Below are 18,162 nucleotides of genomic sequence, written 5' to 3'. Positions count from 1 at the left end.
TGTGCAGGCTTCACTAGGTCCGGTTCCGGGGTGGCGGTATTTTGCTCGCGTCCTCGTCCAGGCTGGCGCCGGGGTCTTCCTCTCCGGCCACGGACTCCTCGAACGCATGGTCGGGCACCGGTGCCGGTGTGCCCGCAACGCCTGGCTCGTGGTCGGAATGGCCGGGATGGCCGGAACGGCTTGCGTGGTCCGCATGGTCCGCATGATCCGCCTGGGCGGCCGGTGGTGCGGGGGGCGAGGGAGCTTCGGAGATGTCGTTCATGCCAGGAATATCCGGTTCGGTGGAGGTCGCCGTCGGGGCGCCGAGGCCGTTGGCCACCACGATCTGGTGCTTGCCCTGGCGTTTGGCCAGGTACATGGCCGCATCCGCCATGCGCAGCAGCCCATCCGCCTGGCGGCCGTGACGAGGGGCAAATGCGATGCCTATGCTGGCTCCCACCTGCGCCTGGCCACCGCCAGGCAGCACCACCGGGTGATGGATGGCGGCCAACAGGCGTTGCAGCGTTGGCACAGCTTCCCGTTCATGGCGCAACGAGGCCAGCAGCAACCCCAGTTCATCGCCGCCCAGCCTGGCCACCACGTCCTGGCTGCGGATGCCCGCCAGCAGGCGCTGGGCCACCTCACGCAGCACGGCATCCCCCGCGTCATGGCCGAAGCGGTCATTGACGGCCTTGAAGCCGTCGAGGTCGATGTAACAGACGGCCAGCAAGCCATGGCGCTCATCCAGCTGCGTCAGTGCACCCGCCAGCCGCTCGGTGAAGCGCACGCGGTTGGGCAGGCCGGTCAGCGCATCATGAACCGCCAGGTGATGGGCCATGGCCTCGCTTTCCTTGAGGGCGCTGATGTCGATCATCATCCATAGGGATTCGTCTGCCGACACCGGCGCGCCGCTCATGTCGATCCAGACCGGGCTGCCGTCCTTGCGGCGCATGCGCAGCTGGGTGCGGAACCGCTGGCCGCGGCTGAAGGCCTCGGCTGCCAGGCGGCCCGTGCTCTCGTGGGATTCGTCGTCCAGATAAATGAAGCGCGAGGGCTGACCGACGATCTCCCCGCCGCTGAAACCGAAGATGCTGTCCAGCGCCCGGTTCTTCCAGATGGCCACCCGGTGGCGTACCCGCGCCATGCCCACCAGATCGTTGTCCAGCATGAGGCTCTGCTCACGCGCCAGCCGGGCAATCTGCTCGCGCGCGCGCTGTTCCCGCCGCTGCTGCCGGTAGACCACCACCGAGCAGGCCAGCACGGTGCAGATCACGATGCCCGCCAGCAGCGCCTGCTGCTGCGCCTCCCCGCGCCAGGCCGAGAGGAAATCCGACGTGGCGGCACCGGCCAGGACGATCAATGGATAGTCCCGCACCGCCCGGTAGGCGGTGATGCGCTCGATGTTGTCGATGCGGGTGCGCGTGAAATACGCGCCCCGGCTCGGGTCCTTGGCCATGCTGGCCAGCAGGTCTTCAGACACGATGACTTCACCGATGCCGCGGTTGCTGTCCGGCTCCGCCACCGAGTGGCGGGCAATCAGATGCAGCGTCCGGGTGCGCAACGAGATGGCGCCCTCGGTGCCGATGGCCAGCCGGCTGAAATTGCTGACGAAATGCTGGGAGGAGAGGTCGGTGTAGACCACCCCGGCGAATTCGCCCCGCTCGTTCTCCAGCCGGCGCGCCAGAATCACGCCCCACTTGCGGAACAGCCGGCCGTACAGCGGCTCGGAGATCACCATCCCGGCGCTGTTCCGGGCGTGCTGGAAGTAGTCCCGGTCCGCCACCTGCAAGTGACCTTCCTCGGCCGCCAGGCCGTAGACCACATGGCCCTGCGCATCGGTCACGCGGATGACGTCCACCTGGGGCAGCAGGCTGCGCTGGTCCGCAATGGCGCGTTCGATCTCGTGGCGGAAGGCCGGGTCCTGGGGGTTGGCGCGGCGGTAGTGCAGCGCGATGGTGGCCAGCGCGTTGTCCACCTGCTTGAGCTCGGCCCCGATATCGATGGCCAGGGTGCTGGCGAGGTTCTCGGTGGTCTCGCGGGCGCGTGTGTGGTCAGCCGTGCGGCTGGCACGCAGCGCCAGGGTGGTGGCGACCACGATCACGCCGATGACGATGATGTTGGTCACCACCAGCCAGATGGCGAGCTTTCGCAGAGATCGGGGAGGGGTGGTCAGCAACCGGTCCATGAGGCGCAGGCATCCAAGGCGGGAGGATCGTAGCCGGATTGTGGCTGGCTTGTGGCCGACGCATTCCGTCCTCTTTGAGCCAGGCGCCTGCGCGAACCTGGAGACGCCGGGGTTCAGGCGGGAGGCGCCGCCTGCAGTTGCGCCTCCAGGCGCTGCAGCACCTGGTAGCAGGGCAACACTTGTGCCACGCTGGCGTTGGGCTCACGGCCCTCCCGGATGGCCGCAATGAATTCCCGGTCCTGCAGCTCGATGCCGTTCATCGACACATCCACCTGGCTGACGTCGATCTTCTCCTCCTTGCCGTTGACGAGGTCGTCATACCGGGCGATGTAAGTGCCGCTGTCGCCGATGTAGCGGAAGAAGGTGCCCAGCGGGCCGTCGTTGTTGAAGGAGAGGGACAGCGTACAGATGGCGCCGTTGGCCGCCTTGAGCTGGATGCTCATGTCCATGGCGATGCCCAGCGTGGGATGGATGGGGCCCTGCAGCGCGTTGGCCTGCACGATGGGGCTGCCGCACTGGTAAGCGAACAGGTCCACCGTGTGCGCGGCGTGGTGCCACAGCAGATGGTCGGTCCAGCTGCGCGCCTGGCCCAGGGCATTGGTGTTGCTGCGCCGCAGGAAATAGGTCTGCACATCCATCTGCTGGATGTTGAACTCGCCGGCCTTGATCTTGCGGTGAACCCACTGGTGGCTGGGGTTGAAGCGGCGGGTGTGGCCCACCATGGCCACCAGGCCGGTCTCGCGCTGCAGGCGCACGACCGCCTCGCCGGCCTCCAGCCCGTCGCACAGGGGAATCTCCACCTGCACATGCTTGCCGGCCTTCAGGCAGGCCAACGCCTGGGCCGCATGCATCTGGGTCGGGGTGCAGAGGATGACGGCATCCACCTCGGGCAGGGCGAGCGCGTCTTCCAGCGAGGTGCTGGCATGGCCAATGCCGTACTTCGCCGCCACTTCCCGGGTCTTGTCGAGGTCGCGGCTGATCAGGGAGACGACCTCCACATCGGGAATCAGCTTCAGCGCGTCCAGGTGCTTCTGGCCAAAGGCGCCAGCACCGGCCAGCGCGATCTTCAAGGTGTTGCTCATCGGGTGCTCCGGAGATGAATGGGGGAGGCTCCCGGCGAAGCAAGCACGCCAGGGCCGGCCGCGCCCTGTGGTCAGGGCTGCGGCTCTTCCAGGATCAGGTGGCCGACCGCCGTATTCGACGCCGGTACGTGATAGAAACGGTGCGCCACGCGGGGCGGCGGCCCACCCGCCACGTCGCCCATGGCGCCGCGTGCGATGAGCCACATCACCAGCTCGATGCCTTCCGAGCCGGCCTCCCGCACATAGTCGACATGCGGCATCTCGGCCAGGCTGCGGGGGTCGGCGATCAGCCGGTCCATCCAGGCGTTGTCCCAGGCCCGGTTGATCAACCCGGCGCGCGCGCCCTGCAACTGATGGCTCATGCCGCCAGTGCCCCAGATCTGCACGTTCAGGGGGGCGTCAAAACTCTCCACCGCGCGGCGGATGGCCTGGCCGATCTGGAAGCAGCGGCGGCCCGACGGTACCGGGTACTGCACCACGTTCACCGCAAAGGGGATGACGGGGCAGGGCCAGCGGCCCTCGATCGGGTCCTGCGCGCCGAACAGCAGCGACAGCGGCACCGTCAGGCCGTGGTCCACGGTCATGCGGTTGATCAGCGTGAGGTCGAAGTCCTGCTGGATCACGCTCTGGGCGATGTGGGCGGCCAGCTCGCCGTGGCCGGGCACCAGCGGCACCGGGCGCGGGCCCCAGCCTTCGTCGGCCGGTTCGTAGCTCTCGGCGGTGCCGATGGCGAAGGTGGGGATCACGTCCAGGCTGAACGCATTGGCATGGTCGTTGTAGACCAGGAAGACCACGTCCGGGCGCTGCGCCTGCATCCATTGGCGCGAGAACTCGTAGCCGGCGAACAGGGGCTGCCAGTAAGGGTCGGTGGTCTTGCCGGTGTCCATCGCCACGCCGATGGCCGGCACATGCGAGGTGTAGACCGAGGCGGTGATACGGGCCATCAGGGTTTGTCTCCGTCGGCGCCGGGGACGTCTTTGCGCGTGCCGCCGGCCTGCTGGTGGGTCGAGTCCTGGGGGGGCTCCTCCCGATGGCGATGGCCGTCGGGCGAGCGCCCCCCGGCCAGCATCATGTCCCGATAAGCGGCTTCCGTCATGCCGGTCATACCCGCAGCCATCTGTTGGTAGGTGCGGCCGTCCGTGGCGCCAATCTTGGCCAGGAAATAGATGTTCCCGCCCAGGCGGATGCACTCGTTGAGGTCGCGCGCCAGCACGGCGGCCTTCTGTGCGTCGGTCATCGGCCATTCGTCCAGGTAGGCACGTTCGTCGGCCTTGAAGCGGACGCGGTTGTCCGCCTTCATCAGCGACATGCAGAACTGGTTCAGCCAGTAGCCCTTGCGGGACTGCTCGGCGTCGAAGATGGTGGTGCCCGGAATGTTCCTGTAGGGCTTGTCGAGCGGCATGACGGGCTCCTTGGAAAAACGTGCTTACCCCGCCAGCTCCGGCCAGTACAGCCGCAACGGGTTGTCCACCAGCAGGCGGCGTTGCAGGTCGGCCGTCGGCGCAATGTGCGGGATGAAGTCCACCAGCAGGCCATCGTCAGGCACGTGGTCCTTCAGGTTGGGGTGCGGCCAGTCGGTGCCCCAGAGCACGCGGTCGGGGAACTCCTCGACGATGCGGCGGGCAAAGGGCACCACATCCCGGTAGGCCTGCTGCTGGCCGTTCAGGGCCGGCGGGCCCGCCACCGAGAGGCGCTCGGGGCAGGAGACCTTGCTCCAGACATGTGCATGCTCGCGCATGAAGCGCAGGAAGAGGCCGAACGCCGGCCCGTCCGGTGACTGCGTCACGTCCGGGCGGCCCATGTGGTCCACCACCACGGTGGTGGGCAGGGCGGTGAAGAAGTCCCACAGCTCGGGCAGGTCCTGGCCTTCGAAGTAGATCACCACGTGCCAGCCCAGGCGATGGATGCGCTGGGCAATCTCCATCAACTCCTCGCGCGGCGTGAAGTCGACCAGCCGCTTGACGAAGTTGAAGCGCACGCCGCGTACGCCCGCCTCATGCAGGGCCTGCAACTGCTCGTCGGAGATGCCTCGGCGCACCGTGGCCACGCCACGGGCGCGGCCGCCGGAGGCGCGGCAGGCGTCCACCATGGCGCGGTTGTCGTCCCCGTGGCAGGTGGCCTGCACGATGACATTGCGGCTGAAGCCCAGATGGTCGCGCAGCGCAAAGAGCTGCTCCTTGCCGGCATCACAGGGGGTGTACTTGCGCTCCGGGGCATAGGGGAACTCGGCACCGGGACCGAACACGTGGCAGTGGGCATCCACGGCGCCTTCGGGCAACTGGAACACAGGGCGCGAAGGGCCCTGGTACCAGTCCAGCCAGCCAGCGGTCTTGGTGAATCCGCCCGTGGTGGGCAGGCCTTCGGGAAGGCTCATGAACGGTACTCCTGATCGAAATTGAAAGGGGGCGATTCAGTCGTCCTGCCCGGGGGCTTTGGCGACCTGGGCCAGCAGGCGGTCGGCCTCGGTGCGCCAGTCCGGGCTGCGGGCGAAGCGCTCGTCGGCCTTGTCGCCGAACACGCCGCTGTCAGCCAGGTCCGCCACCCAGGCCTGGCGTTCGGCCGTGCCGTCCGCACTCCAGGGCACCAGACCTGCCTCGCGCACGGTCACAGCCACTTCGCGAACTTCTTCGCTGCGGCGCCGGCCGTGCTGGATGACGCGCTGGAAGAAATACGCCGCCTGCTTTTCCCAGTCGATGCCCGGGAAGGTTTCCTGCAGCGATGCCACCACCGCATCCTCCACGCCGTAATGGCGGGCGGTGGTGAAACTCTCGATGACCATGGCTTCCAGCCCCTTGATCATCACGCTGCGGCACATCTTGGTGGCGCTGGCCACGCCCAGGCGCTCGTCATGCACCTTCGGGGCGAAGCCCAAGCGCTCCAGCACCGGCATCAGGGTCTGGGCGTGCGGGCCGCCCAGCAGCAGCGGCACCTTGATGCGGTAGGGCGGCACGCTGGTCATGACCGCGCCTTCCACATAGCGGCCCCCGTGGCCATCGACCACTTCCGCGGCCTGCTGCTTGGCACCGGGTGAGGCGGAATTGAAGTCCAGCACAAAGGTGCCGGCCGTCAGCCCCGCCGCGCAGCCGCGGGCGGCGTTCAGCGTTTCGCTGGCCGTGACCGCGCTGATCACCAGCTCGGCGCCGGTGGCCACCATGGTGGCGGAGGTGCTGAGCGTGACGCCGTGGGCAGCGGCATGCTCACGCATGGCATCGGCCTGCGCCGAGGGCGATTCCAGCTTCAGGTCGTAGGCGCTGACGGCATGGCCGGCGGCGCGCAGATCCTCGGCGAGGATGCGGCCCACCTCGCCATAACCAACCAGGCCGATGCGCAAGCTGCCATCGGCGGGGGTTTGGGTAGCGGTATCAGACATGGAGGTACTGCTTGTATCAGTGATGGTGGCCGGCCCTGGCCGGGCCGGAGCACGAAGGCGATGACGACGGGGCGCTCGGGAACCAGGCCCCGTGAAGGCGCTCAGTCAAGGGCGATGTTGGAGCGCTTGACGATGTCGGCGTACTTGGCCGACTCCGTCGCCATGAAGGCCGCAAACTGCTCCCGGGTGGCGGGGAACACGTCGTAGCCGAAGGTGGCGTAGCGCTCCTTGATGTCGGGCTCCGCCAGCGCGGCTTCGATGTCACGCTGGATCTTGTCCGCCACCGCCTTGGGCAGGTTCTTGGGCGCGGCAATGGTGGTCCAGCCGGTGACCTCATAACCTGCCGGGCCGCCTGATTCCACCACGGTGGGCAGATCCGGGAAGGCCGGATGGCGCTTGGGCGCCGTCACCGCGATGAAGCGGATGCGCCCGGCGCGTTGCAACGGGCCGGCGGTGGCCATGGAGCCCAGTGCGAAGTTCAGTTCGCCGTTGGCCACGGCGGTGTAGAGCATCGATGTCTCCTTGTAGATGACATGCTGCATCTGCGTGTGCGTCATGGCCTCCAGCTGCGCGGCGCCCAGGTGCACCGGGTTGCCCACCGACCAGGAACCGTAGTTGAGCGCACCCGGATGGGCCTTGGCGTCCGCCACGATGTCACCGACGGTCTTGTATTTGCTGTTGGTGGGAACGCCCACAAAGAAATAGGTGCGGAACAGCGGTGCAATGGGGTCGAAGTCCTTCACCGGGTCATAGGGCAGCTTCTTGAACAGATGCTGGTAGACCACCAGGTGGACGTTGTCCAGCTGGATGAGGTCGTAGCCGTCCTGCGAGCCCCGTTTGAAGGTGTCGATGGCCAGGAAGCCGTTGGCCCCGGGCTTGTTCTCCACGATGACCGGCTTGCCCCACTTCTTCTGCAGCTTCTCGGCCACCATGCGGGCCACGGTCTCGGGGCCCGCACCGGCCGGGAAGGGTGTGATGATGCGGACCGGGCGATTGGGCCAATCCGTGGCGGCGGCGCCCGGGGCGGCTGTCTGTCCAGCAGTCTGTGCGGCCACCGAGCCACAGGCTGCGGCAGCGACCAACCCGAGGGTGATCGCCAACGCGCGGCGGCGGTGCGTGTCTTGGGGAACTCTCATCGTGCTTGTCTCCGTCTGTTCTCGTCACGTTGAATGGCCGCCCGGACTGCTGGTGGTGGGCCTGAAGGTCCACCGACTGGTCTGCGCTTCGTCAGCCCTAGTCGATGTAGCGCAGGCCTGCCTGGGCCAGCGGCTCGCGCATCTTGTACATGTCCAGCCCCAGCACGCCGGCCGCGAGCTTCTCGCGCTTGGCGCCTTCCAGGGCTTCGCGGGCGGTGGCGGCCTCCAGCGTCTTGACTGCCAGCGCGGCCGGCACGTTCACCACACCGTCGTCATCCGCGACGATCACATCGCCCGGCGTGACAAAGGCGCCTGCGCACACCACCGGGATATTGACCGATCCCAGCGTGGCCTTGATGGTGCCCTTGGACGAGATGGCCTTGCTCCACACCGGGAAGTTCATCTCGTTGAGGGTTTTCACGTCCCGGACACCAGCGTCAATGATCAGCGCGCGAGCACCCCGGGCCTTGAAGGAGCTGGCCAGCAGGTCACCGAAATAGCCGTCGGTGCATTCGGCGGTCAGCGCGGCCACGACCACATCGCCTTCCTGGATCTGCTCCGCCACCACATGCATCATCCAGTTGTCCCCGGGGTGCAGCAGCACGGTCACTGCCGTGCCGGAGACATTCACGCCGCGCTGGATGGGGCGCATGTAGGGCTTGAGCAGGCCCACGCGGCCCATCGCCTCGTGCACCGTGGCGGAACCGAGATGACCCAGGGCGTCGGCCGCGTGACGGTCGGCGCGCTGGATGTTGCGGTAGACGACTCCAAGTTCGTACATGGGGAATTCCTTCAACTGCTGATGGGGTTACAGGCCCTTGGCCTTCAGGGCGGTGTCCAGCCGGGAGAACACGCGGCGGGCATTGCCTTCGTAGATCTGGAAACGCTCATCGTCATTCAGGTGAGGCGTGGCCTCGATGTAGCGCCTGGTGTCGTCGTAGTAGTGGCCGGTGGTGGGGTCGATGCCTCGCACGGCGCCGATCATCTCGGAGGCGAACAGCACGTTCTTCACCGGGATCACACGGGCCAGCAGGTCGATGCCGGGCTGGTGGTAGACGCAGGTGTCGAAGAAGATGTTGTTGAGCAGGTGCTCGTCCAGCAGCGGCTTCTTCAGTTCCTGCGCCAGGCCACGGAAGCGGCCCCAGTGGTAGGGCACCGCGCCGCCACCGTGGGGGATGAGGAACTTCAGCGTCGGGAAGTCCTTGAACAGATCGCCGGTCAGGCACTGCATGAAGGCCGTGGTGTCGGCGTTCAGGTAGTGGGCGCCGGTGGTGTGGAAGCAGGCGTTGCAGCTGGTGGAGACGTGCACCATCGCCGGGATGTCCCACTCCACCATCTTTTCGTAGATGGGGTACCAATGGCGGTCGGTCAGCGGGGGGCTGGTCCAATGGCCACCGGAGGGATCCGGGTTCAGGTTGATCCCGACAAAGCCATATTCCTTGACGCACTTCTCCAGCTCCGGAATGCAGGTCGCCGGGTCCACGCCCGGGCTCTGCGGCAGCATGGCGGCGCCGATGAAGTGGTCCGGGAACAGTTCGCTGACGCGATAGCAGAGCTCGTTGCAGATCGCGGCCCAGGTGGCGGAGGTCTGGAAGTCGCCGATGTGGTGCGCCATGAAACTGGCACGCGGGCTGAAGATGGTCAGGTCGCTGCCGCGCTCCTGCATCTTGGCCAACTGGTTGGTGATGATCGATTCGCGCAGTTCGTCGTCGCTGATCTTCAAGTCGCTCGGTTTCGGGGCCTTGGACGGGTCCTTCAGGCCGGCGATCTGCTGGTCGCGCCAGGCACCCAGCGCGGTGGGCGCGGTGGTGTAGTGGCCGTGGACGTCAATGATGAGGGGCTTGCGTGTGGACATCTTGGGTCAAGCTCGTGGGTGTCTGAAAGTCAGGAAGAAAGCGGGCCTGGCGACGGGTGGCTGCCGGGGTGTCACGCCGGTGGCGTCATGCCATGGCGCTGCTTGAGCGCGTCATGGCGGGCCTCGGTGAGGAAGTCCAGCGCGCGGCGGGCCGTGGCGGGCTCCGCGCTGGTGGCGGCAACAGCCCCCACAAAGCGCGTGATGATCTCGAAGCCCGCCGGCATCGGGCCCAGGATGGTGATCCCAGGGACATGCTGCAGCTCGCTGAGCTGCTGAAAGCCGATGGAGACATCGCCCTTGGCAATGAACGAGCCGACCGGTACGCCCGGGGGCGCCTGGCGCAGGCGCTCGCCCAGGGCGTCCCGCAGGCCCCACCGGTCGATCAGCTGGAGCAGGGCGGTGCCGCTGGGGCCGGTGGAATAACCAATGCCGGGGGCGTCCAGCAGGGCCTGGCGTAGCGCGTCGCCAGTGGAGACGTCCGGCAACGGGCCGCCTGCGGTGGCGGCGATCACCATCGGGGATTCAACGATCACACGGCGGCTGTCCGCCACCAGATGGCCGGCATCGGCCAGGCGAGACATGGCGTCCTCGGCCAGGATGACCAGGTCCAGCACTTCGCCGGCGGCTACGCGTTTGGCGGCATCCACGCCGCCGACGGACTCCACGCGCAGCTCAAGCCCGGTGGCTGAAGTGAGGGCGCTGGCCAGGTCGGCCAGTACCTGGCGGGTGGCCATGGAGGAAATGCCGACAAGGGGAGCGATCACGGCAGGCGGGTCCCAAAACTGAACTGCGGTGGATTCTGGAGCGGTCGGCACCATCAATCCAGTTCTAGCTCCCACTAGCTGATATTCCAAACAGGCATGGCGTGAGATCATCCGGGCCATGAACCTGACCCAACTCGAAACCTTCGTCCACGTGGCCGAACATGGCAGCTTCAGCAAGGCGGCGCTGGTGCTGGGTGTGGCCCAGCCGGCGCTGAGCCGCCAGGTGCGGGCGCTGGAGACGGAGCTGCATGAGACGCTGCTGCTGCGCAACGGGCGCGGCGTGCAGCTGACCGAGGCGGGCCGGCGCCTGCTGCAGCATGGGCAGGACATCCTCAACCTGGTGAGCCATGCCAAGGAAGACCTGCGGGCCCAGCGCAGCGAGCCCGTGGGGCAGATCACCATTGCCATGCCTCCCACGCTGGCGCGGGTGCACACGCTGGCCTTGATCCGCGCCTTCCAGCAGGACATGCCGCAGGCGCGGCTGGCCATCATGGAGGGCTTCTCGGTCCACCTGACCGAATGGCTGCTCACTGGGCGTACCGACCTGGCCCTGGTCTACAACCCCGAGCCGGTGCCGGCGCTGGAAATCCTGCCGCTGCGCAAAGAGCGGCTGTGCCTGGTGAGCCCGAAGAACGAGGCGCCCACCAAGCCGCCCACGCTCAAGCAGCTGTCCCGTTACCCGCTGGTGATGCCCCAGCGCGGGCACATCTTCCGCACGCTGATGGAGCAGGCGGCGGCCATGGCGGGCGTGCAGCTGGAAGTGCAGTGGGAAGTCTCCAGCGTGCCGGCCATCCTGGACTGTGTGGCCGCGGGCATCGGCCACGCGGCGCTTGGGGAGGAGGCGCTGCGCATCGTGGAGCATCCGGAGCGGCTGGTGGTGACACCTTTTGCGCGGGCGGATATTCAGAGCACCTTGTGCCTGGTCACCCCCACCAGCAAACGTGCCACGCCCTTGATGCAGCGAACGGCCGCGTTACTCATGCGGCTGGTCAGCGAGGCACCGCTGATGGAGTGAGGGCGGGGCGCCCATGTCCGGCGCACCGTTTCGTGAGGCGACGGACGCTGATTTGCGTCGGGACGTAAAGCTCTCGTAGCGCTGTTGCGCACATACCAACGAGCGTCCCCCGAAAAGGGCTGTCTAGACTGGCCTTTCGTTGACGTCCTCCACAGTGGTGCGGAAGATCCCGGCAACATGACTGACTCTTCCCATTCCTTCCGTCCCCCTCCGCGACAACGCCCAGGACTGTGGCGCACGTGGGTCTGGTGGGCCCTGGCGGCGCTGGCGGCATTTGTGCTGCTGGAGGCGGTGCCTTCACATGCGTCCCCGTTGTCGACGCCTGCCGAAGGAGGGGTGTCTGCCGGTCCGGCATCAGGTCCTCCGTCGGCCCCTCCGTCGGGTATTGCAGCGGCGCCTGTGCCGCCGCCTGTGCCGGCGGGCCTCGTGCCTGGCGGCGTCGCCTTGTCCGTGGTGACCCCCATTGCGTCCTGCGAGGCCTTGACCACGACGGCCCTGATCGACATTGGCGGCCGCGGCAGCCAGGTCACCAAGGCCACCAAGGGCACCAGCCAGGGCCTGCCGGCCTGCGTGGTGGAGGGGGTGCTGGCGCCCAGTATCCAGTTCCGCGTGGCGCTGCCCCTGGGCAGCTGGACCCAGCGCTTTTTGCAGGTGGGGTGCGGCGGCCTGTGCGGGCGCATCGGCATGGAGGTGGGGGCGGCTGATGGTTGCCTCAACCTGACGCAGGGCGGCTTTGCCATTGCCTCGACCGACATGGGTCATCAGGACAATGACGGCAGCTTCGGGCTGGACGCCCAGAAACGCGAGGACTTCGCGCATCGGGCGGTGCACCTCACGGCGGTGGCGTCCAAGCGGCTGATCCAGCGCTTCTATGGCCGGCCGCAGCGTTTCGCCTATTTCAGTGGCTGCTCGGATGGCGGGCGCGAAGCCCTGGTGGAAGCGCAGCGTTATCCCGAGGACTTCGACGGCATCCTGGCTGGCGCTGCGGCGCTGAACTTCCAGGTGCAGAACAGCCTCTATCACGGCTGGCAGGCGCGCGCCAACACCGGCCCGGATGGCAACGCGATCCTGATTGCACCGCGCCTGGCGGTGCTGCACCAGGCGGTGCTGAAGCAATGTGATGGACTCGATGGCCGGCTGGATGGGCTGATTGCCGACCCGCGCCTGTGCAAGTTCGACCCCGCCGTGGTCCAGTGCCCGGGTGACGAGGACAAGCCCGGCCCCAACTGCCTGAGCCGCAGTGAAACCACCGCCGCGCGGCAGCTGTACGAGGGCCCGCGTGATCCCCAGACGGGTGAGCGCCTCACGGCTGGCGGCCCGCAGCCGGGTTCCGAGCTGGGCTGGGCCGGCGTGTTTGTGCCGGCGCAGGCCAGCCAGCCGATCTTCAGCGAGCGCATTGCGTTGCAAGCACTGCAGCACCTGATTTTCGAGGTGGATCCGCCGCAGGACTTCAAGCTGGCGGACCTGCGTTTCGACCGTGCCACCTTCGACCAGTTGCGGGCGCGGCATCCGCTGTTCGACGCCACCAACCCCGACCTCTCCCGCTTCGCCGCACGCGGCGGCAAGCTGGTGATCTGGCATGGCTGGTCCGACCCCCACATTTCGCCGCTCAACAGCATCGCCTATCACCAGGCGGTGCGGCGCTTCATGGGTGAAGACAAGGCCCAGGCCTTCGAGCGGCTGTATCTGCTGCCGGGCGTGTATCACTGCGCCGGCGGGGAAGGGCCCAGCGCCATTGACCTGTTGACGCCGATGATGGGCTGGGTGGAGCAGGGCCGGGCGCCGGCGGGCGTGGTTGCCAGCACGCCGCCGCCTCGGCAGCGTCCCAGTGGGTTTGGCCAGCCGGACGGTAAACCCGACGGTAAACCGGATGGCAAATTGGCCGGCGAGGGCGGTCCACCAGGTGGCCGTCCGCCGATGGCCGGTGGCTCGGGCCCGCAAGGCCGGCCCGACGGTCCGCCGCCCGGCATGATGGACTTCGGCCCCGCAGCGCCCGTGATCCAGCGCACTCGCCCGGTCTATCCCTATCCGCAGGTGGCCCGCTACAAAGGGCAGGGCGATGTGAACCTTGCCGACAGCTACGGCCCGGTGAGTGGCAGCGACATTCCCGTGCCCGCCTGGGCCGGCAGCGATCTGTTCCAGCCGTATCCGGTGCGTGCCGTCAACAAGGTGGCGCCGGATGTGCAGCGTGTGGGTCCGGCCCCTGCACCCGCACCTGCACCCGCACCCGCACGTGCATCAGCGCCTGTGCCAGCAGCGCGCTGAAGGCACCCCTGGGGCCACGGCTCAGAAGCGCTGCGAGCCCGTCAGATGATGGGCGGCGCGATGCAGGTGTGCCAGGAAGTGCCGCACACTCGGCTTGAGCGATGCATCGGCCCGCGCCAGCGCGCCAATGGTGAGCCGCAGCGGCCCCTCGGCCACCCGCACCACCTCCAGATGCTGCATGGCAAACGGGTGCACGGCGATCTGCTGCGGCATGAGCCCCACGCAGTTGCCGCTGGCGATGATGGAGAGCAAGCCCAGCGTTGAATTCACCAGCGCCCCGGCGGGTGGCGGCTTCAGGCCGTGGTTCTCGAACAGCGTCTTGGCATAACCGGACTCCGAGGTCGCGCCGGTGTAGACCCAGGGGGCGTCGTTCAACTCGGCCAGCGTGGTCGCTCTTCGCAGCGGATTGCCCTTGCCCACGACGATCACCATGTCGATCGGCATCAGCGGCTCCACCGTGAATTCGCCGGAGGGCAGGTGCTCAGGCAAGGGGCCCAGGGCGATGTCCACCTCGCCCTTGCGCAGGCGGGTGAGCTGCGCAATGTAGAGCTCCTCGGTGATGCGCAGCTGGATCTCCGGAAACTCCGCCCCAAACGTGCGCAGGGCCTCGGGCACCAGCAGCATCACCGCCAGGGGCACCGCGCCGATCGCCAGCGTGCCGGTCATGCGGCCCCCCAGCTGCTGGATCTGGTCCACCGCATGGGCCAGCTCGCGGTCGGCTGCGATGGCGCGTTCGTACAACACCATGCCCTGTGCGGTGGCCAGCACCCCGGTCGTGCTGCGCAGCAGCAAGGTGGTGGCCAGTTCGCGCTCCAGCTCACGAATCATCTTGGTCAATGCCGGCTGCGACACGCCAATGCGCCGCGCCGCGCCGCGCAGGCTGCCTTCTTCCACCGAGGCGACCAGCGCCTTGAGATTCGTGAGTTTCATGGTGAACCATGATAACGATACGTTATCGCCCCGTGGGGCCTGCCATCTGGCCGCCGCCAGGCCCGATTCCTAGACTGCATCACAAAAATTGGGCCCGAAAGTTCATCACCATGGCAGTCATCATCGGCGGCATTGCTGCTTCCCACACGCCCACCATCGGCTTTGCCTTCGACCGCGACAAGCGCAACGACCCCACCTGGGCGCCGATCTTCGAAGCCTTCGACCCGGTGCGTGAATGGCTGGATGCCAAGAAGCCCGACGTTCTGCTGTTCATCTACAACGACCACGTCACCTCGTTCTTCTTTGATCACTACTCCGCGTTCACGCTCGGGGTTGGCGAGCAATGGGAGGTGGCCGATGAAGGCGCGGGTGCGCGTGACCTGCCTCCGGTGCAGGGCCATCCGGCCTTTGCAGCGCATCTGGGCCAGAGCCTGATGGCGGATGAATTCGACATGTCCTTCTTCCAGCGCCGGGCGCTGGACCACGGTTGTTTCTCGCCGCTGTCCATGCTGGTGGAGCACCACTCCGGTGAGGCCGGCAGTGGCCAGGCATCGGCGCCCGGCTGGCCGGTGAAGATGGTGCCGCTGCAGATCGGTGTGCTGCAGTTCCCCATCCCCACCGCGCGGCGTTGCTACAAGTTGGGCCAGGCACTGCGCCGGGCCATCGAGAGCTATCCGGAAGACCTGCGGGTGGCCATCGTGGCCACCGGCGGGCTGTCGCACCAGGTGCATGGCGAGCGCGCCGGTTTCAACAACACCGAGTGGGACCACCGCTTCCTGGACCTGCTGGAGAAAGATCCCGAACGCCTGGCGGAGATGACTCACGCCGAATATGCCCAGCTCGGCGGCATGGAAGGCTCGGAAGTGATCATGTGGCTGGTGATGCGCGGCGCGCTGTCGGCGCGGGTCAACTGCCTGCACCGCAGCTACTACCTGCCGTCCATGACCGGCATTGCCACGGCGGTGTTCGAGAACGAGGCGGGCGAGCCCTCGGCCGCGGAGCGGGCTCGACAGGCGGCGCGCATTGGTGCGCAATTGGCGGGCATCGAGCAGTTGGCGGGCACCTATCCGTTCTCGCTGGCGGTGAGCGTGAAGGCCTACCGCATCAACCACTTTCTGCATGAGCTGGTGGTGCCCCAGCACCGCGCCGCCTTCCTGAAGGACCCGGAGGCCGAGTTCGCACGCGCCGGCCTGACCGCGGCGGAGCAGGACCTTATCCGTCGCCGGGACTGGCGCGGAATGATCCACTACGGCGTCATCTTCTTCATGCTGGAGAAGCTGGGCGCGGTGGTGGGGGTCTCCAACCTGCACATCTACGCGGCCATGCGCGGCGAAACGCTGGAGCAGTTCCAGGCCACCCGCAACACCAAGGCGCTCTATTCGGTGGCGGGCAAGGAGGCGGGCAAGCTGGACTGGTCGGCACCCCAGGAGCCGGCGGCCGCTGCCAGCCCCTCCAGCCCCTCCAGCCCCGCCAGCCCGGCTGCCATCACCACCAACACGGCCACCACCGGCCGATGAGATCCCTCCGGCTGCGGCCGCTGGCGAGACCGTCCCGGCGACGGTCCGCCCGCGGTCGGCCGGCCCCGCCCGGCTGAGGCCGGGCCCGGAGGACACGACGAGGTCCCCGGCCAACACTTCCACCACCCCAAGAGGAGACACATGAAGACCCCATTCAACCAACGCCTGCAGGCCGGAACGGGACTGGCCGCGGCTTGCGCGGCGCTGTGCCTGGCCAGCGGCACCGCGCACGCTCAGAGCGTGACCATCTACGGGCTGATCGATGCATCGGTCGAGCACCTGAGCAATGTCGGCGCCGGGCATGACGGCCTGACCCGCATGCCGGGCCTGACCGGCTCGCTGCCCTCCCGGCTGGGCCTGCGCGGCACGGAAGACTTGGGCGGCGGCCTGAAGGCTGTGTTTGTGCTGGAGCAGGGCATTGGCGTGGACAACGGCACCCTCAACCAGGGCGGCCGCGTCTGGGGGCGCCAAGCCTACGTCGGCCTGAGCGGTGACTTTGGCACCGTGGCGCTGGGCCGCCAGTACTCCATGCTGTACTGGTCGCAACTGGACGCGGACCTGCTCGGCCCGGCCATGTTCGGTTCCGGCTCGCTGGACAGCTACCTGCCCAATGCCCGTGTGGACAACGCCATCGCCTGGCGCGGGACGTTCAGCGGCTGGACCCTCGGTGCCACCTTCAGCCCGGGCCGCGATTCGGTCAACGCCGGCCCGACGCCGGCCGGCACCAACTGTGCCGGCGAAAGCGCGACCGATTCCAAGGCCTGCCGCCAATGGTCCGCCATGGTGAAGTACGACACGGCCACCTGGGGTGCGGTGGCTGCCGTGGATGAAATCCGTGGCGGGACGGGTGCCTTTGCGGGCCTGACCAGCAGCGCGCTCACCGACCGCCGCGCCACCGTGGCCGGCTGGGCGAAGTTCGGGGATTGGAAGCTGGGCGCCGGATTGATCAACCGCCGCAATGAAGGCAGCGTCACCACCCCCAAGAGCAACCTCTGGTACTTGGGCGCTGGCTACACGCTGAACCCGCAGATCCTGCTGGAGGCGGAGCTGTTCAAGCTGGACTACAAGAACAGCGCCAACGCAGCGACGCTGCTGGCCCTGCGCGGCACGTACACCTTGTCCAAGCGGACCGCGCTCTATGCCACTGTGGGTCGCATCGACAACGATGGCACCAGTGCGCTGAGCGTGAGCAATGCAGCTTCGGGGGGTACACCAACGGCGGGTGGTTCACAGAACGGCATTGCCACCGGCATCAAGCACAGCTTCTGAGCGTACACAGCGACGCCCACAATGCCCACGAGGTCCCGGCCATCCCGGCCGCGCCTCGTGGGCGTTTTTCATGACCATGGCGTCATGCCTCTGCGGCTGCGCCATAACCGCGCAGCCACACCTTCACTGCACGAGCCACCACCGTCGACAGCACCTCGTCCGGCGGCATCTCCTTCATCACCCCCAGCATGCGCGGCTCGCGGACCTCCGCTTCCACCAGCGCCTTGAGGTGCCACGCCGCCACCCCGGCGTCCGCCTGGGGCAGGGTGCCTCGGCGCATGCATTCGGCCAGGAAGTCGGCCACCAGCGTCCAGCCGCGCTGGATGCCATTGCGGTAGAGCAACTGGCCCACCTCGGTGCGGTCGCCCTCATGTTCCGCCATGCGGTGAATGGAGACCAGCTCCGGGGATAGCCGCACCCGCACAAATTCCCTGGAGAAGCGCAGCAGCACGTCCGCCAACGGCGCCTCATGGTTAAGCAGTTCAAAGATGCCAGCCATGTGCCGCTTGGCCTTGTGCTCCATCACGGCCACGAACAGGTCTTCCTTGGACGGGAAGTAGTTGTAGAGCGTGGCCTTGGAGCCGCCCACCCGCTGGGAGATCTCCGCCATCGAGGCCTTCTCATAACCGACGTCCTGAAAAACCACCGCCGCCTCATCCAGGATCAGCAGTCGGCGTTCTTCGGTTTTGGTGCGCATGGGAACTCCGTCGTGACACCTGTCACTTATTTCTGAACCACTGAGTACATTTTTGCTTGACGCTCGGATCGCGTCAAATCTAAACTGAACCGAACAGT

At 67.3% G+C, this 18,162-nt stretch carries 16 protein-coding genes; 4 read left to right on the top strand and 12 right to left on the bottom strand.

Translation table 11 applies throughout. The features are described 5' to 3' along the window. Positions 1-13: 13 nt before the first annotated feature. The 10 genes from BMY53_RS20275 to BMY53_RS20230 form a co-directional block, all read right to left on the bottom strand. Positions 14-2,164, bottom strand: a complete 2,151-nt coding sequence (locus BMY53_RS20275; RefSeq protein WP_092948314.1) for a sensor domain-containing diguanylate cyclase — start codon at positions 2,162-2,164, stop codon at positions 14-16. A gap of 113 nt (positions 2,165-2,277) precedes the next feature. Then, positions 2,278-3,246 carry a Gfo/Idh/MocA family oxidoreductase gene (locus BMY53_RS20270; protein ID WP_092948313.1) on the bottom strand — a complete coding sequence of 323 codons (969 nt, stop codon included), beginning with the start codon at positions 3,244-3,246 and terminating at the stop codon, positions 2,278-2,280. A gap of 71 nt (positions 3,247-3,317) precedes the next feature. Next, positions 3,318-4,190 carry a class III extradiol dioxygenase subunit beta gene (locus BMY53_RS20265; protein ID WP_092948312.1) on the bottom strand — a complete coding sequence of 291 codons (873 nt, stop codon included), beginning with the start codon at positions 4,188-4,190 and terminating at the stop codon, positions 3,318-3,320. Further along, on the bottom strand, positions 4,190-4,648 hold the full coding sequence (gene ligA / locus BMY53_RS20260; protein ID WP_092948311.1) for a protocatechuate 4,5-dioxygenase subunit alpha: 459 nt from the start codon (positions 4,646-4,648) through the stop codon (positions 4,190-4,192). Before ligA ends, BMY53_RS20265 begins: the two co-directional genes overlap by 1 nt. 24 nt (positions 4,649-4,672) lie before the next feature. Next, positions 4,673-5,620 carry an amidohydrolase family protein gene (locus BMY53_RS20255; protein WP_092948310.1) on the bottom strand — a complete coding sequence of 316 codons (948 nt, stop codon included), beginning with the start codon at positions 5,618-5,620 and terminating at the stop codon, positions 4,673-4,675. 36 nt (positions 5,621-5,656) lie between these two features. Then, positions 5,657-6,616 carry an NAD(P)-dependent oxidoreductase gene (locus BMY53_RS20250; protein WP_092948309.1) on the bottom strand — a complete coding sequence of 320 codons (960 nt, stop codon included), beginning with the start codon at positions 6,614-6,616 and terminating at the stop codon, positions 5,657-5,659. A gap of 101 nt (positions 6,617-6,717) precedes the next feature. Then, positions 6,718-7,752: a Bug family tripartite tricarboxylate transporter substrate binding protein gene (locus tag BMY53_RS20245; protein WP_092948308.1), complete on the bottom strand. Its 1,035-nt coding sequence runs from the start codon at positions 7,750-7,752 to the stop codon at positions 6,718-6,720. Between the two features lie 97 nt (positions 7,753-7,849). Beyond that, positions 7,850-8,533, bottom strand: coding sequence for a 4-carboxy-4-hydroxy-2-oxoadipate aldolase/oxaloacetate decarboxylase (ligK, locus tag BMY53_RS20240; RefSeq protein WP_092948307.1), 684 nt, complete (start codon positions 8,531-8,533; stop codon positions 7,850-7,852). Positions 8,534-8,560: 27 nt separating this feature from the next. Further along, positions 8,561-9,607 carry an amidohydrolase family protein gene (locus BMY53_RS20235; protein ID WP_092948306.1) on the bottom strand — a complete coding sequence of 349 codons (1,047 nt, stop codon included), beginning with the start codon at positions 9,605-9,607 and terminating at the stop codon, positions 8,561-8,563. Positions 9,608-9,678: 71 nt separating this feature from the next. After that, positions 9,679-10,371: a substrate-binding domain-containing protein gene (locus BMY53_RS20230; RefSeq protein ID WP_255370303.1), complete on the bottom strand. Its 693-nt coding sequence runs from the start codon at positions 10,369-10,371 to the stop codon at positions 9,679-9,681. A gap of 118 nt (positions 10,372-10,489) precedes the next feature. Between BMY53_RS20230 and BMY53_RS20225 the strand changes: the two genes are divergently transcribed. Further along, on the top strand, positions 10,490-11,386 hold the full coding sequence (locus BMY53_RS20225; protein WP_092948305.1) for a LysR family transcriptional regulator: 897 nt from the start codon (positions 10,490-10,492) through the stop codon (positions 11,384-11,386). A 399-nt stretch (positions 11,387-11,785) separates the two neighbouring features. Further along, positions 11,786-13,651 carry a tannase/feruloyl esterase family alpha/beta hydrolase gene (locus tag BMY53_RS20220; RefSeq protein WP_218151274.1) on the top strand — a complete coding sequence of 622 codons (1,866 nt, stop codon included), beginning with the start codon at positions 11,786-11,788 and terminating at the stop codon, positions 13,649-13,651. 21 nt (positions 13,652-13,672) lie between these two features. Here the strand turns inward: BMY53_RS20220 and BMY53_RS20215 are convergent, their stop codons facing one another. Further along, complete coding sequence (locus BMY53_RS20215) at positions 13,673-14,581, bottom strand: LysR family transcriptional regulator (RefSeq protein WP_092948303.1); 909 nt, start codon at positions 14,579-14,581, stop codon at positions 13,673-13,675. 110 nt (positions 14,582-14,691) lie between these two features. On the opposite strand from BMY53_RS20215, the gene BMY53_RS20210 reads away from it, so the two are divergent. Both BMY53_RS20210 and BMY53_RS20205 read left to right on the top strand, forming a co-directional pair. Continuing rightward, positions 14,692-16,098, top strand: coding sequence for a gallate dioxygenase (locus BMY53_RS20210; protein WP_092948302.1), 1,407 nt, complete (start codon positions 14,692-14,694; stop codon positions 16,096-16,098). 141 nt (positions 16,099-16,239) lie between these two features. Then, complete coding sequence (locus tag BMY53_RS20205; RefSeq protein WP_092948301.1) at positions 16,240-17,367, top strand: porin; 1,128 nt, start codon at positions 16,240-16,242, stop codon at positions 17,365-17,367. Between the two features lie 82 nt (positions 17,368-17,449). On the opposite strand, the gene BMY53_RS20200 is transcribed toward BMY53_RS20205, so the two are convergent. Beyond that, the gene (locus tag BMY53_RS20200) at positions 17,450-18,064 is read right to left on the bottom strand and encodes a TetR/AcrR family transcriptional regulator (RefSeq protein WP_092948300.1); all 615 of its coding nucleotides are present in this window, start codon (positions 18,062-18,064) and stop codon (positions 17,450-17,452) included. Between the last annotated feature and the right edge of the window lie 98 nt (positions 18,065-18,162).

This window comes from Roseateles sp. YR242, from assembly GCF_900109745.1.
Lineage (GTDB): Bacteria > Pseudomonadota > Gammaproteobacteria > Burkholderiales > Burkholderiaceae_C > Roseateles.
This window is presented reverse-complemented; position numbering and strand designations above follow the sequence as displayed.

Excerpts from the sequence above, each read along its gene's own strand:
- BMY53_RS20250 (WP_092948309.1), bottom strand. The coding sequence starts at position 6,616 with ATGTCTGATACCGCTACCCAAACCCCCGCCGATGGCAGCTTGCGCATC.
- BMY53_RS20200 (WP_092948300.1), bottom strand. The coding sequence starts at position 18,064 with ATGCGCACCAAAACCGAAGAACGCCGACTGCTGATCCTGGATGAGGCG.
- BMY53_RS20255 (WP_092948310.1), bottom strand. The coding sequence starts at position 5,620 with ATGAGCCTTCCCGAAGGCCTGCCCACCACGGGCGGATTCACCAAGACC.
- ligK (WP_092948307.1), bottom strand. The coding sequence starts at position 8,533 with ATGTACGAACTTGGAGTCGTCTACCGCAACATCCAGCGCGCCGACCGT.
- BMY53_RS20270 (WP_092948313.1), bottom strand. The coding sequence starts at position 3,246 with ATGAGCAACACCTTGAAGATCGCGCTGGCCGGTGCTGGCGCCTTTGGC.
- BMY53_RS20210 (WP_092948302.1), top strand. The coding sequence starts at position 14,692 with ATGGCAGTCATCATCGGCGGCATTGCTGCTTCCCACACGCCCACCATC.
- BMY53_RS20205 (WP_092948301.1), top strand. The coding sequence starts at position 16,240 with ATGAAGACCCCATTCAACCAACGCCTGCAGGCCGGAACGGGACTGGCC.
- BMY53_RS20275 (WP_092948314.1), bottom strand. The coding sequence starts at position 2,164 with ATGGACCGGTTGCTGACCACCCCTCCCCGATCTCTGCGAAAGCTCGCC.
- ligA (WP_092948311.1), bottom strand. The coding sequence starts at position 4,648 with ATGCCGCTCGACAAGCCCTACAGGAACATTCCGGGCACCACCATCTTC.
- BMY53_RS20225 (WP_092948305.1), top strand. The coding sequence starts at position 10,490 with ATGAACCTGACCCAACTCGAAACCTTCGTCCACGTGGCCGAACATGGC.
- BMY53_RS20235 (WP_092948306.1), bottom strand. The coding sequence starts at position 9,607 with ATGTCCACACGCAAGCCCCTCATCATTGACGTCCACGGCCACTACACC.
- BMY53_RS20265 (WP_092948312.1), bottom strand. The coding sequence starts at position 4,190 with ATGGCCCGTATCACCGCCTCGGTCTACACCTCGCATGTGCCGGCCATC.
- BMY53_RS20245 (WP_092948308.1), bottom strand. The coding sequence starts at position 7,752 with ATGAGAGTTCCCCAAGACACGCACCGCCGCCGCGCGTTGGCGATCACC.
- BMY53_RS20215 (WP_092948303.1), bottom strand. The coding sequence starts at position 14,581 with ATGAAACTCACGAATCTCAAGGCGCTGGTCGCCTCGGTGGAAGAAGGC.